Source organism: Rhodanobacter sp. FW104-R8 (assembly GCF_001617365.1).
Classification (GTDB): Bacteria; Pseudomonadota; Gammaproteobacteria; order Xanthomonadales; family Rhodanobacteraceae; genus Rhodanobacter.
Genome location: NZ_LVJR01000019.1, coordinates 1 through 13,542 on the forward strand (window position 1 = coordinate 1; position 13,542 = coordinate 13,542).

The 13,542-nt window shown below is 69.1% G+C and carries 7 protein-coding genes; 4 read left to right on the forward strand and 3 right to left on the reverse strand.

What is annotated here, in order from left to right:
- The first annotated feature begins 258 nt into the window (after positions 1 to 258).
- Positions 259 to 1,209 (forward strand): LysR family transcriptional regulator, encoded by a 951-nt coding sequence (locus tag RHOFW104R8_RS04785; RefSeq protein WP_068091628.1) that lies wholly within the window; start codon positions 259 to 261, stop codon positions 1,207 to 1,209.
- Positions 1,210 to 1,285: 76 nt separating this feature from the next.
- Here RHOFW104R8_RS04785 and RHOFW104R8_RS04790 read toward each other — a convergent pair whose 3' ends face one another.
- From RHOFW104R8_RS04790 to RHOFW104R8_RS04800, 3 genes are all read right to left on the reverse strand, one after another.
- Positions 1,286 to 2,611 (reverse strand): carbohydrate porin, encoded by a 1,326-nt coding sequence (locus RHOFW104R8_RS04790; RefSeq protein ID WP_068091620.1) that lies wholly within the window; start codon positions 2,609 to 2,611, stop codon positions 1,286 to 1,288.
- A gap of 252 nt (positions 2,612 to 2,863) precedes the next feature.
- A complete protein-coding gene (gene typA / locus RHOFW104R8_RS04795; RefSeq protein ID WP_068091617.1) occupies positions 2,864 to 4,693 on the reverse strand; it encodes a translational GTPase TypA in 1,830 nt (609 codons plus the stop codon).
- Positions 4,694 to 4,840: 147 nt separating this feature from the next.
- Positions 4,841 to 6,238 (reverse strand): GntP family permease, encoded by a 1,398-nt coding sequence (locus RHOFW104R8_RS04800; protein ID WP_068091614.1) that lies wholly within the window; start codon positions 6,236 to 6,238, stop codon positions 4,841 to 4,843.
- Positions 6,239 to 6,442: 204 nt separating this feature from the next.
- On the opposite strand from RHOFW104R8_RS04800, the gene RHOFW104R8_RS04805 reads away from it, so the two are divergent.
- The 3 genes from RHOFW104R8_RS04805 to RHOFW104R8_RS04815 all read left to right on the forward strand — a co-directional run bounded on the left by RHOFW104R8_RS04805 (position 6,443) and on the right by RHOFW104R8_RS04815 (position 13,360).
- Complete coding sequence (locus tag RHOFW104R8_RS04805; protein WP_068091611.1) at positions 6,443 to 8,665, forward strand: TonB-dependent receptor; 2,223 nt, start codon at positions 6,443 to 6,445, stop codon at positions 8,663 to 8,665.
- A gap of 164 nt (positions 8,666 to 8,829) precedes the next feature.
- Complete coding sequence (locus RHOFW104R8_RS04810) at positions 8,830 to 9,852, forward strand: PHB depolymerase family esterase (protein ID WP_068091608.1); 1,023 nt, start codon at positions 8,830 to 8,832, stop codon at positions 9,850 to 9,852.
- 199 nt (positions 9,853 to 10,051) lie between these two features.
- A complete protein-coding gene (locus tag RHOFW104R8_RS04815; protein ID WP_068091605.1) occupies positions 10,052 to 13,360 on the forward strand; it encodes a PAS-domain containing protein in 3,309 nt (1,102 codons plus the stop codon).
- Positions 13,361 to 13,542: the final 182 nt, after the last annotated feature.

The window sequence follows — 13,542 nt, forward strand, 5'->3', positions numbered from 1 at the left end:
GTGCTCCTGGCTGGATCCTGCGGCTGGGACGACTGTACGGCGGCGCCGGACGACACGCGGGGTGCGTCGTCCGGCAAAAACGCGATTATCGCGCAAACCCCGCGGGGTCGCGAACCGGTTGCGTCCCGGTGAAGGCGGTGTGCAGGGCCGCGGGGGCGCCGGCAGGCGGCATCGACGGGTACACTGCGCCGACATTCACGGCGACTTCGCCGCACAGGATGGATCCGATGGCCACCGCACGCAAACGCCTTTGATGACATGCAGCATTCGATGATTTCGATGGGCCTGGCCGCGGTCTCGCTGCGCGACCTCGCGCTGGTGCAGGCGGTGCATCGCCACGGCAGTTTCAACAGTGCGGCGCGGGCGATGCATATCAGCCCCTCCGGGCTGTCGCACCAGGTGCAGAAGGTGGAGCAGGCGCTGGGCGCGCCGCTGTTCGAGCGCGGCGGCCGGAAGATCGTGCCGACCGCAGGCGGCCAGCGGCTGCTGCAGCAGATCGACGCGGTACTGTCTTCCGCCGAACACCTGCAGCAGGTCGCCCGCGCCGGCGAGGTCGCCTTCGGCGGCGAGCTGCGCCTGGGCGTGCCGGCATCGCTGGGGCCGTACCTGCTGCCGCACCTGATCGCGCCGTTTCCGCAGCATTTTCCCGGGGCGCGGCTGGGCATCTCCGAAGGCAAGCCGCGTGGCCTGCTGCGTCGTCTGGGCGAGGGTGAACTCGACGCGGTGCTGGCACCGCCGGCACCGGCGGTCAGCGGGATCGCATCACGTCCGCTGTTCTTCGAGCCGTGGGAACTGATGCTGCGCGCCGACCATCCGCTGGCCGGCCAGGACAGCATCGCGCTGGACCGGCTTGACCCGGCCGAGGCCACGCTGATGGCGGAAAGCCACGCCGACGGCCTGCAGGGCGGGGGCAGCGAGCACGGCCACGTGCAGGACGTCAGCCTGGAAAGCCTGGCTGCCCTGGTCAGCCTGCGCGGCGGCTATGCGCTGGTGCCGGCGCTGGCGCACGAGCGGCTGGCCTCGATGCCGAACATCGCGCTGGCGAAACTCAACGGGCAGGCAAGCGGCCGCGAGATCGCGCTGTACTGGCGCGATGCCTCGCCGTGGCACGACGACCTGCAGGCCTTCGCCGAGCTGCTGCGCAAGCTGGCGCGGCAGCGGCGGGGGCTGCGCGTGGCCGCTGCGAAGGCGAAGGCGGCTTCGCCCTGACGGCACCTCGGGACCGACAGGGCGGGCCGCCGCTACGGCAGGCGCCGGAAGCGCTGCGCGCGATGCGTTGCGATGGTCAGAGTTCCAGATGCGCCCGCAGCGCCACGAAGCGCGCGGGCCCGCGATCGCGGTTGTAGCCGGGGTTGTGCACCAGTTGCAGGTCGGGGCTCAGGGTGAGGTACCTGCCGATCGAGAAGTTGTAGTAGACCTCGAGCAGCCGCTCCCTGCCGTAGCGGAGCGCGCCGTCGCCCAGCACGAACCCGCTGCCGCCCAGCGCGAGGTATTCGCGATGCCCTGGCGAGAGCTCGTTGAGCGCCACACCGACGCCGAGACGGTCGCCGGGCCGGTTCCAGTGCGCGCCCGACAACTGGAAGCCGCCGCTCAGGGTGCGGTCGACCTCGGTGAAGGCGAACGATTCGGTGCGGCCGTCGTTCCAGCCGGCGCGCATGAACAGGCCGGTGTCGCCGTGGTCGGCCAGCGGCAGCTCGCCGTTGAGGCCGAAGCCGTACTTGCGACGGCCGGGGCGGTCGTCGGCCGCGATGTCGGGCACGCTGCCGCTGGCCCGCGCCGTGTCGATGGCCTGCCGGTATACGCCCATCGAGGCGGTGTTGCGGAAGGCCAGCAGGCGCAGCGCCCAGCCATCCGGATCGGGTTGCACGGTCAGTTCGGCCTGCTCGCCGCGGGCCCGGTGCAACGACGACACCAGGCGCTGGCCGTTGGCGTGCAAGGGCATCCGGTAGATGCCGTAGCGCAGGCTCCAGCCGGCATCCACCCAGGCCAGCATCACGCCGTCGGTATAGCCGCGGGTATCGGCGGCGAAATCCCAGGCGGTGTCGTTGAACAGCGTCCAGTTCATGAACTGGGTGCGCGTGCTGCCGGCGTAGCGGTTCTTGTCGAAGTCGTCGCCGACGGCCATCTTGCCGGCCTTGACCTCGACCCGCCGCACGGCTTCTTCACCGGGCAGCTGGTCCTGGGCGCGCTCCACCGCCGAGGTGGCGTCGCCCAACGGCAGCGTCCAGCGCAGGAAGCGGCGGGCCACATAGGGACCCTTGCCCAGGCCGGTGGTGCCGGCGCGGATCACGTCGCCGTTGGTCAGGCCGCCCAGGCCGGTGGCGTCGCTGACGCCGGCGCCCTTGAACATTTCCACATCGAAGTAGAACTGCAGGCGCGCGGGCAGGGCCACGCCGAAGTAGACGCCGAAGGTGTCCGAGCGCCGGGTGTCGCTGCGGGCGTGCAGGCTCAGCGGGCCGGCATAGGGCGAATGCAGCGAAGACTGGTGCTGGTCGACGAAGGTGTATTGCGCGCCCAGCCACTGGGGCACGAACAGGGGCGCGTCGCCGGCGTGGGCGAGCGTGGCGGCCAGCGCCAGCGGTGCGGCGAGGAGGTAACGGGTGAAGCGCATGGTCTCGTTCCGTGCAGGGGCACGGAGCGAGCGGGTCAGACCGGTCCGGCCCCGCTCACGGCCGTGCCGTGATGGTATGGCTGCGGTGGGCATGGCGACGCTGGCGCGTCGGGCTGCCGCCGCGACTACTGGCGGGATCGTCGTTCATCTGGGTTGCGGATATCCGGTGGGGCCTCCCGGGCGGAGGCGCGCGCATGATCGGCGCACGCGACCGGGGTGTCAATGCCGGTGGCGTGTGCCGATGGGTGTTCGTCACGAGCCGCGCGAGGCCCGCTTGCGGTCGTTTTCGGTGAGGTGCTTCTTGCGCAGGCGGATTTCCTTCGGGGTGACCTCGACCAGCTCGTCGTCGTCGATGAAGTCCAGCGCCTGCTCCAGCGAGAACTTGATCGCCGGGGTCAGCTGGATTGCATCGTCCTTGCCCGAGGCGCGCATGTTGGTCAGCGGCTTGGGCTTGATCACGTTCACCGTGAGGTCGTTGTCCTTGGCGTGGATGCCGACCAGCTGGCCTTCATACACGTTGTCACCCTCGGCCGCGAACAGCTTGCCGCGATCCTGCAGCGGCCCCAGCGAATACGCGGGGGTGGTGCCGCCGGCGTTGGCGATCATCACACCATTGAGGCGCTTGGCGATCTGGCCCTCTTCCTTCGGACCGTAGTGGTCGAACACGTGGAACAGCAGGCCCGAACCCTGGGTCAGGGTCTTGAACTGGTTCTGGAAGCCGATCAGGCCACGCGCCGGAATCTCGTAATCCAGGCGCACGCGGCCCTTGCCGTCGGATTCCATGTTCTTCAGCTGGCCCTTGCGCACGCCGAGCCTTTCCATCACCGCGCCCTGGTGCACTTCCTCCACGTCGACCACCAGTTGCTCGATCGGCTCCATCTTCTGGCCGTCGATCTCCTTGATGATCACTTCCGGGCGCGACACGGCCAGCTCGTAGCCTTCACGGCGCATGTTCTCGATCAGCACCGACAGATGCAGCTCGCCGCGGCCGGAGACCAGGAACTTGTCGGCGTCGGAGCCTTGCTCGACCTTCAGCGCCACGTTGTGCACCTGCTCGCGATCCAGACGCTCACGCAGCTGGCGGCTGGTCAGGAACTTGCCGCCGGACAGATCCTTATTGCCGGCGAACGGCGAGTTGTTGACCTGGAAGGTCATCGAGATAGTCGGCTCGTCCACGGTCAGCGCGGGCAATGCTTCAGGTGTATCCAGCGCGGTGACGGTGTCGGAGATGGTGAGGTCGGCGATGCCCGAGATCGCGACGATGTCGCCGGCCTCGGCGCTGTCCTGCTCGATCCGCTCCAGACCGAGGAAGCCCAGCACCTGCATCACCTTGCCCTGGCGCTTCTTGCCATGGCGATCGATCACGGCGACCGGCATGCCCTTCTTCAAGGTGCCGCGCTGGATGCGGCCGATGCCGATCACGCCGACGAAGCTGTTGTAATCGAGCTGGCTGATGCGCATCTGGAACGGGCCATCCGGATCGACGTCCGGCTTGCTCACGTGCTGCATGATCGCTTCGTACAGCGGGGTCATGTCGCCTTCGCGCACGTCGTCGTTGAGGCCGGCATAGCCGTTCAGCGCCGAGGCGTAGACGATCGGGAAATCCATCTGCTCGGGGGTGGCGCCCAGGCGATCGAACAGATCCCACACCTGCTCGACGACCCACTCGGGACGGGCGCCGGGGCGGTCGACCTTGTTGATCACCACGATCGGCTTGAAGCCCATCGCGAACGCCTTCTGCGTCACGAAGCGGGTCTGGGGCATCGGGCCGTCCATCGCGTCGACCAGGATCAGCACCGAGTCCACCATCGACAGCACGCGCTCCACCTCGCCGCCGAAGTCGGCGTGGCCGGGGGTGTCGACGATGTTGATGCGGTTGCCCTGCCAGGTGATCGCGGTGTTCTTGGCCAGAATGGTGATGCCGCGTTCCTTTTCCTGGTCGTTCGAGTCCATCACGCGCTCGGCCAGCACGGTGCGCTCGTTGAGCGTGCCGGACTGCTTGAGCAGGCAATCGACGAGGGTGGTCTTGCCGTGGTCGACGTGGGCGACGATGGCGATATTGCGCAGTTTTTCGATGGACATGGGATTGACTCGGGCGACTCGGAGGCCGTCACGCAGGTTTTTGAAGGGCGAATTGACCGATTATACGGACTTGTGTGACAACTTGCCCGTCATTTCTTCGGTCCGTTCATCCCGCCTGCAGCCCGCGATCCGCGGACGCCGCCGTGGCTACACCACGCCGAGGAGATAGTACGCGGCGATCACCACCAGCACCGCCAGGGTCTTGACCACGGTGATGGCGAAGATGTCCTTGTAGGACTGCCGGTGGGTCAGTCCGGTCACCGCCAGCAGGGTGATCACGGCGCCGTTGTGCGGCAGGGTGTCCATGCCGCCGGAGGCCATCGCCGCGACCCGATGCAGCACCTCCATCGGGATGCCGGCGGCGTGCGCGTTGGCGATGAAGGTCTCGGCCATCGCCCCCAGCGCGATGCTCATGCCGCCGGAGGCCGAGCCGGTGATGCCGGCCAGCGCGGTGACGGTGACCGCCTCGTTGAGCAGCGGGTTCGGGATCGTGTGCAGCGCATCGGCGACCAGCTTGAAGCCGGGCAGGGCGGCGATCACCGCGCCGAAGCCGTATTCCGAGGCCGTGTTCATCGAGGCCAGCAGCGCGCCGCCGACCGCCGCCTGGCTGCCGGCGGCGAGATGTGCGGTCACCGCCCGCCAGGCGAACGCCAGCACGCACAGAATGCCGGCCAGCAGCGCGCCCTCGACCGCCCAGATCGCAGCGACCTTGGACACCTCCTGCACCACCGGCTTCGCGCTGCCGACCACGCTGGGCAGGAACGATTGCGTTTCGCCGTAGAGGCGCGGGATCAGCTCGGTGAACAGCTTGTTGCACACGCCCACCAGCACCAGCGGCAACAGCGCGACCAGCGGGTGCGCCAGCCGGCCGCCCTCGAACGGGGCCGGCTCGTTGACCAGGTCGTCGCCGTAGCCTTCGCCGGCCGCGGCGGCCTGGCGCCGGCGCCAGTCCAGATAGCCCAGGCCCGCGATCAGGATGAATACCGCGCCGATCGTGCCCAGCCACGGCGCGGCCCAGGTGTTGGTGCCGAAGAACGACGTGGGGATGATGTTCTGGATCTGCGGCGTGCCCGGCAGCGAATCCATGGTGAAGGTGAACGCGCCCAGCGCGATGGTGCCGGGGATCAACCGCTTCGGAATATCGGACTGGCGGAACAGTTCCGCGGCGAACGGGTACACCGCGAACACCACCACGAACAGCGACACGCCGCCATAGGTCAGCAGCGCGCACACCAGCACGATCGACAGGATCGCCCGGCTGCGTCCGACCAGGCCGATGGTGGCCGCCACGATGGCCTTGGAAAAGCCGGACAGCTCGATCAGCTTGCCGAACACCGCGCCCAGCATGAATACCGGGAAGTACAGCTTGAGGAAGCCGACCATCCTGTCCATGAACAGGCCGGTGAACATCGGTGCCACCAGCGACGGATCGGTCAGCAGCACCGCGCCCAGCGCGGCGAGCGGCGCGAACAGGATGACGCTGTACCCGCGATAGGCCGCGAACATCAGAAAACACAGTGCGGCCAGCACGATCAGAAATGCCATCCGTGAATCTCCCCCGAAGTGAGCCAGATCCGCGACGATGGTCGGGACATTGGCCCGAGTATCCGCACCGCCGCCGGCCGCCGGCACTGTACGAAGGTACAAGTGCCGGCCCCCCGATGGGTATCTAAGCTCGTTCCGTCAGCATCCGTTGCCGGTGGCCGCGTCCACTGCCGGTCACACCACAGGAAAGGGGAAGGGGAAACCATGAAGCGCACGTACCTGAGTCTGGCGATCGGCCTAGCCACCGGGCTGCTGTCCGCGGCACCGTTGCATGCGCAGCAGGCCACCGACACCGGCGGCAAGGCGGCGAAGACCACCAGCGTCAAGCAGCTCGACCAGATCACGGTCACCGCACGCAAGCGCGAGGAGACGCTGCAGGACGTGCCGATCGCGGTCAGCGCCTTCACCGCGCAGGCGCTGGAAAGGCAGAACGTGCAGAACCTGGCCGACCTGCAGGGCAAGGTGCCTTCGCTGCAGATCTACGCCGCCCGCGGCTCCAACACCACGCTCACCGCCTACATCCGCGGCGTCGGCCAGGCCGACCCGACCTGGGGCTTCGACCCGGGCGTGGGCATCTATCTGGACGACGTCTACCTGGCGCGTCCGCAGGGCGCGGTGCTGGACGTGTTCGACGTCAGCCGCATCGAGGTGCTGCGCGGCCCGCAGGGCACGTTGTACGGCAAGAACACCATCGGCGGCGCGATCAAATACGTCGCCAACCCGCTGCCGGTGAAGACCGAGGGCTCGGTGGAGGCGACCGTGGGCACGCATGGCGAAAAGGACGTCAAGGCCAGCCTCGGCGGCGCCAGCGCGGACCAGGTGTGGCGCGGGCGCATCGCCTACGCCAGCGGGCACAACGACGGTTTCGGCAAGGACATCCTCACCGGCAGCCGCAACGGCAACAAGAACAGCAATGCCGCACGCGCCACGTTCGGCTTCTTTCCGTCCAGCCAGTTCAACGTGCAGCTGTCGGTCGACGGCGTGCGCGACAACTCCAACCCGCGCGGCGCCAAGATGCTCACGGTGAACAAGCTCGACCCGGCCTACAAGCCGCTGTCGAGCGATTTCGACACCCGCAGCGGCTTCGCCCAGGTCAACCACACCAAGCTGTACGGCACCGCGCTGACGATGAACTGGATCGCCAGCCCGAACTGGTCGCTGAAATCCGTGACCGCCGTGCGCGGCTCCTCGACCGACACCAACATCGACTTCGACACGCTGCCGGAGAAGATCGCCGACGTGAACGCGGTCTACAAGGATCATCAGTTCAGCCAGGAATTCCAGGCCAACTACGACGCCGGCGGCAGCCTGCACGGCGTGTTCGGCGCGTACTACTTCGACGGCCATGCCGACGGCGAGATCCACAACATCTTCCTCGGTTCGCCACCGTACTCCACGCTGCACCTGTCGCAGTACGGCAGCACCGGCGGGCGCATGGGCACCAAGAGCTATGCGGGCTACGGCGATTTCACCTGGGACATCAACCCCAGCTGGAGCCTGGACGTGGGCCTGCGCTACACCCACGAGACCAAGACCGCGCTGATCCAGAACTTCGGCTTCTCGGACGAGACCTTCACCACGCGCACCAGCACGCTGGCCAACTTCAGCGGCTCGCACGCGACCAGCAACGTCTCGCCGAAGGTTTCGCTGGACTGGAGCGTGAACGACCAGGTGAGGCTCTACGCCAGCTACTCGGAGGGCTTCCACTCCGGCGGCTACAACATCCGCGCCAATTGCGTGGCGGTGCCCAGCTCGTGTCGCCCGATCGACGACGAGAAGGTGCAGTCGTTCGAGCTGGGCAGCAAGATGACCTTCCTGGACGGCGCGCTGATGATGAACACGGCGCTGTTCCACAACCTCTACACCAACATCCAGCTGTCGGTATTCAGTTCCTACACGCTGCCCAACGGCAGCCAGGGCTTCTTCGGCGACTTCACCAACGCCGGCAAGGGCCACATCGACGGCCTGGAGGAGGAGTTTGCCTGGAAGCCGGCCGAGAACTGGACCCTGCGCGGCAACGTCGCCTACCTGCACACCAAGTACACCGAGTACATGACCCGCGGCGTCAACATCGCCGACCAGCAGAAGTTCACCAACGCGCCGAAGTGGTCCGGCGGCCTGTCGCTGGAGAACACCACGCCGCTGGCCAGCGGCGGCAGCGTCACCGCGCGGGTGAACTACACCTACCAGAGCATGGTGTACCCGGAAACCACGCTGTCGCCGCTGATCGCCCAGCCCGCGTATGGCCTGTGGAACGCCGGCGTCATCTGGCAGGTCAACCAGCCCTGGTCGCTCAGCCTGCAGGGCACCAACCTGGCCAACAAGTCCTACCGCACCACCGGCTACAATGTCGGCGCGCTGGGCATCTACACAGGCTTCTACGGCGCCCCGCGGATGGTCATGCTGAGTGTGAAGTACCGGTTCTGACGATGGCGTTTCCCCATGCCCCGCGGGAGTCGCCGGTGGGCTCCCGCGGGGAGTTTTGGTCCGGATCCTGCCGGGGCCGGTCCGGCTACCATCGCGGTTCCGGCCGGGCCTGGTGGCGGCATGAGGCCGGCTGCCGGACGCCGGGCCGCCAGCGGAGAGAATCCATGCGCAAGACCCTCGGTTTCCTGACCCTGCTGCTCGCGGCTACGCTGGCCCGGGCCGCCGCTGCGCCGCCGCTGTCCAGGCTGAAGATCGATGCTTCGCGCACTGCCGTGGTCGGCCTTTCCTCCGGCGCGTACATGGCCGGCCAGGCGCAGCTGGCGTACCCGGAGCTGTTCCCGAACGCGGCCATCGTGGCCGGCGGTCCGTACGGCTGCGCCGGCGGCAAGCTGGACGTGGCGCTGGGCAGCTGCATGAAGGGCGTGCCGGCGCCGGATGTCGGCGCGCTGGTGGCCAGCGCCGGCAGGCGCTCCGCCAGCGGCGAGATCGGCGCGCTGAAGAACTTGGCCCACGCCCGCGTCTACCTGCTGCACGGCAAGGACGACGTGCTGGTGGCGCCCGCGGTGGCCGAGGCGGGCGCGCAGTTCTACCGGCAGCTGCGCAACGGCGTGCCGGGATTGAAGGGCATGCAGGTGCATGACGACGGCCAGCGCGCGTTCGCGCACAACCTGCCGGTGGCCGCCGGCGGCGACGACTGCGGCAAGTCGGTGCCGCCCTACCTGGGCCACTGCGGCTTCGACGCGGCGGGCGAGATCTTCGCGCAGATGTTCGGCAAGCCGCCGCGCGCGGCGGGCAGCGCGCAGGGTGAACTGCGCCGCTTCGACCAGGATGCGCTGCGCCCCGGCGGCGCCGATGCATTCCTGGCCGACACCGGCTACGTCTACCTGCCGCCGGCCTGCCTCGCCGGCAAGCCCTGCGGCGTGGTGGTGGTGTTCCACGGCTGCAGGCAGAACGCCGCCGCGGTGGGCGAGGCCTTCGTCGAGGACGCCGGCTTCAACCGCTGGGCCGACGTCTACGCCGTGGCGGTGCTATATCCTCAGACCCGCGCAAGTTTCGCGCCCTTGAATCCGCAGGCATGCTGGGACTGGTGGGGATATTCCGGAGCCGACTACGACAGCCGCCAGGGTGTGCAGCTGCGCTGGCTGGTGAACGCGGTGCGGGCGCTGGGAATGCCAGCGGGGCATTGATGGCGGGGCGCCGCCGTCCGCGTCTTTGTCCGACTGTAGGAGCGCACCCTGTGTGCGATGCTCTTGCTTCATTCGGAGCCAAGGGTTTCAGAGCAAAGAGCTTTCGTCCTCCTGCGGAGGCCGAAAGCTCTTTGCTCCGGACCATCGGCGAAGCGACAAGCGCATCGCGGTTGCAGCCGCACCCAGAAGCCCAGGCACCATGCTGAGCACCACCCTCATCGCCATCGCCGCGCTGTGCTGGCTGGGCCTGCTGTTCGGCGTGGCGCTGCTCGGCGAGCGCCGGCCGCACATCTTCGAGAAGCGCTGGGCGATCGTGTACGCGTTGTCGCTGGCGATCCACTGCACTTCGTGGACGTTCTACGGCACCGTGACCCAGGCCAGCCGTTCGGGCTGGTGGCTGCCGCCGACCTTCGTCGGGGCGATCCTGATGTACCTGTTCGCGCTGGGCTTCCTGCGCCGGATGGTGCGGCTGGTGCGCGAGTACAACGCCGGTTCGCTGGCCGACCTGATCGCGGTGCGGCTGGGGCGGCACCCGGGACTGGCGGCGCTGGTCACCGCGGTGGTGGTGATCGGCATCGTGCCCTACATCGCGCTGCAGCTGAAGGCGGTGGCGATGAGCTACGGCATCCTCAGCCGCGGCCAACTGGCGGAATCCAGTCCTTGGCAGGACAGCGCACTGTACGTGGCGCTGCTGATGGCGCTGTTCGCGATGCTGTTCGGCACCCGGCGCGCCTCAACCATGGCGCACAACCGCGGGCTGGTGCTGGCGATGGCGTTCGAGTCGCTGTTTAAGCTGGGCGCGATGCTGGCGCTGGGCACGCTGCTGTTCGCTGCGTTGCCGGCGGGACTGCCGGCGAACGTGCCGGCGCCGCCGGACAGCAGCGGCTTCCCGGCGCTGATCCTGCTCGGTGCGCTGGCGATGTTCACCATGCCGCACCAGTTCTATGCCGGCATCGTGGAGTGCCGCGAGGATGGCCAGTTGCGTACCGCGCGCTGGCTGTTTCCGTTGTACCTGCTGCTGATCTCGCTGCCGATCCTGCCGCTGGCGCGGCTGGGCGACGCGTGGCTGGGCGCGAGCGGCGTGTCGTCGGACATGTACGTGCTGGCGCTGCCGCTGGCGCGCGGCGAGCATGGGCTGGCGCTGGTCGCTTTCCTCGGCGGCCTGAGCGCCGCCACCAGCATGGTGGTGATCGCCACGCTGACCCTGAGCCTGATGGTGGTCAACCATTTCATCGCGCCGCTGCGGGTGCGCTCGGGCTGGGGTCGCGACGAGCACGGCGACCTGCGCGGCGAGCTGCTGAACCATCGACGCGTGGCGATCCTGGTGGTGATCCTGCTGGCATGGGCGTACAGCCGGCTGCTGGCGGGCAACGAGGCGCTGGCCGACATCGGCGCGATCTCGTTCTCCGCGCTGGCCGGGCTGGCTCCGGCGCTGCTGGCCGCGGTGTACCGGCCGCAACTGGGCTCGCGCGCGGTGATGGCCGGGCTGGCCGCCGGCACACTGGTATGGATGTACGCGGTGCTGCCGGCATTGCTGTCGTCGGTGCCGGCCTGGCTGCACGACGGCCCGTTCGGCCTGCACTGGCTGGCGCCGGACGGCCTGCTCGGGCTGGGCAACTGGAACCGGCTCGGTCGCGCCGTGGTGGTGAGCCTGCTGGTCAACGTCGCGGTGATGCTGGCGATGGCCGGCTCGCGCTATGGCAGGGGCGCGCGCGCGGTCAGCGTGGGCGACGTCGGCCTGGTCGAGCTGCGCGCGCTGGCGGCGCGCTTCCTGCCGCCGGAGCGGGTCGGGCACCTGTTCGCCAGCGCGCCCGCGGCGGGGCCGGCCGGAAGCGCGCGGGTCGCCGAGGTCGAGCACGAGCTGGCCGCGGTGATCGGTGCCGCCTCCGCGCGCTTGCTGCTGGAAGTGGTGCACCGGCAGGGCCGCGACGATCTCGATACGGTGGTTGCCATCGTGGGCGAGGCGGCGCAGGACCTGCGTTTCAACCAGCGCGTGCTGGAGGCGGCGCTGGAGAACATGAGCCAGGGCATCTGCGTGGTCGACGCCGAACTGCGGCTGGTGGCCTGGAACACGCCGTACGCGCGGCTGTTCGACTATCCGCCGGAGATGTTGCAGGTGGGCCGGCCAGTGGCCGAGCTGACGCGCCACAACATCGACGCCGGCCTGCTCGGCCCTGGCGAGGTGGAGCAGCGCGTGCAGCGCCGGCTGGCGCACATGCGCGAGGGTACCCGGCACCTGTCCGAGCGACGCTTCCCCGACGGCACCATCGTCGAGATCCGCGGCAATCCGATGCCCGGCGGCGGCTTCGTCGCCACCTTTACCGACGTCACCGCGTTCCGCCAGGCCGAGGCGGCGCTGAAGCGCGTCAACGAGACGCTGGAACTGCGCGTGGAGAAACGCACCCGCGAGCTGGCCGCGGTCTCGGCCGAGGCGCAGGCGGCGAACGAGGCGAAGAGCCGCTTCCTCGCCGCGGTCAGCCACGACCTGATGCAGCCGCTGCACGCGGCGCAGCTGTTCGCCCACTCGCTCACCGAAAGCGGCGCCGACGCGGCCAAGGTGCGGCATCTCAACGGCGCGCTGGCCGCCACCGAGGGCCTGCTCACCGGGCTGCTCGACGTGGCCCGGCTCGAAGGCGGCCGCCTGCATCCGCAGCCGCGCGCGTTCGCGCTGGCCGAGGTGCTGGATCCGCTGGCCGCCGAGTTCCGCGCCATCGCGATCGATCGCGGCGTGCGGCTGGACGTGGTCGGCACGCGCGCCTGGGTGCGCTCCGATCCGCAACTGCTGCGCCGCGTGCTGCAGAACTTCCTGTCCAACGCGTTGCGCTACGGCGAACGCGGCCGCGTGCTGCTCGGTGCACGCCGGCGCGGCGCGCAGCTGCGCGTCGAGGTGTGGGACACCGGCCCGGGTGTCGCGCCGGAGGAGCAGCGGCTGATCTTCCAGGAGTTCCGCCGCGGCAGCGCCGCGGGCGGGCAGGGCCTGGGCCTGGGCCTGTCGATCGCCCAGCGGATGGCCGACCTGCTCGGCCACCCGCTGGGCCTGCGCTCCTGGCCCGGCCGCGGCAGCGTGTTTCATATCGACGTGCCGGTCGCGCCGGCCGTGGCGCGATCCGCGCCGCCCGCGCCCGCACAACGGCCGCTGCCCGCCGGCCGCGCCCTGCTGCTCGACAACGAACCGGCCGCGCTGGCCGCGCTCGGCAGCCTGCTGGCCGGCTGGGGCTGGCACGTCCACGCAGCCCGCAACGCCGAGCAGGCGCTGGCCGCGCCGTGGCGGCCCGACCTGCACATCCTCGATTTCCATCTCGATGGCGGGCAGACCGGGCTGGACGTATGGCATCTGTTGCGCGCCCGGTATGCCGATGTGCCTGCCGTGATGCTCACCGCCGACCGCGACGGTGAACTGCGCCAGCGCCTGCTCGAGGCCGGAGTGGGCGTGCTGTACAAGCCGCTGAAGCCGTTGGCGCTGCGGCAGGTGCTGCAGCGGGTGATCGCAGGAGCGGCGCGGGCTTGACCGGCGCTCCGGATGCCGGCGGCACTTCCGGTCGCCCGTGTCGATCCCGCATCATTCCGTCAGGGCGGTCGCAGCGACGACGCCCATTTTCCGACGGGAATTCCGATGCGGCAGACATGCCTGATGATGCAGGTTGATACACCCCGGGGCGCATGCGGCGCCGTTGCCGCGGGTACGGCAGC